The following is a 231-nucleotide window of genomic DNA, read 5'->3' on the forward strand; positions in this document are numbered from 1 at the left end:
GATGGAGGGTTACCACATTTAGCATATGCAGGACTATCAAATGACCCAGATTACAACTTTGCTAAAACCCGCCGTGATGGGTTTCAGGGCGCACCGGGTTTAATGAACCGGCATAGCAAATTGAATCTGATCATAGATGGCGGAACATTGGCTCGGGGGGGCTCAGGTGGTGGGGCTACACCAAGTGGTATTTACACGGGGCTGAATTATGGAGTTCAAGGTGTTCCTGGT

General features: G+C 49.8%; 1 protein-coding gene. It reads left to right on the top strand.

From position 1 onward, the window contains the following. Positions 1-231, top strand: a 231-nt coding sequence (locus ACWXWW_RS18415) for a hypothetical protein (protein ID WP_455971499.1), incomplete at both ends; no start/stop codon positions are given.

It is taken from the genome of Microbacterium sp. KNMS (genome assembly GCF_053851835.1).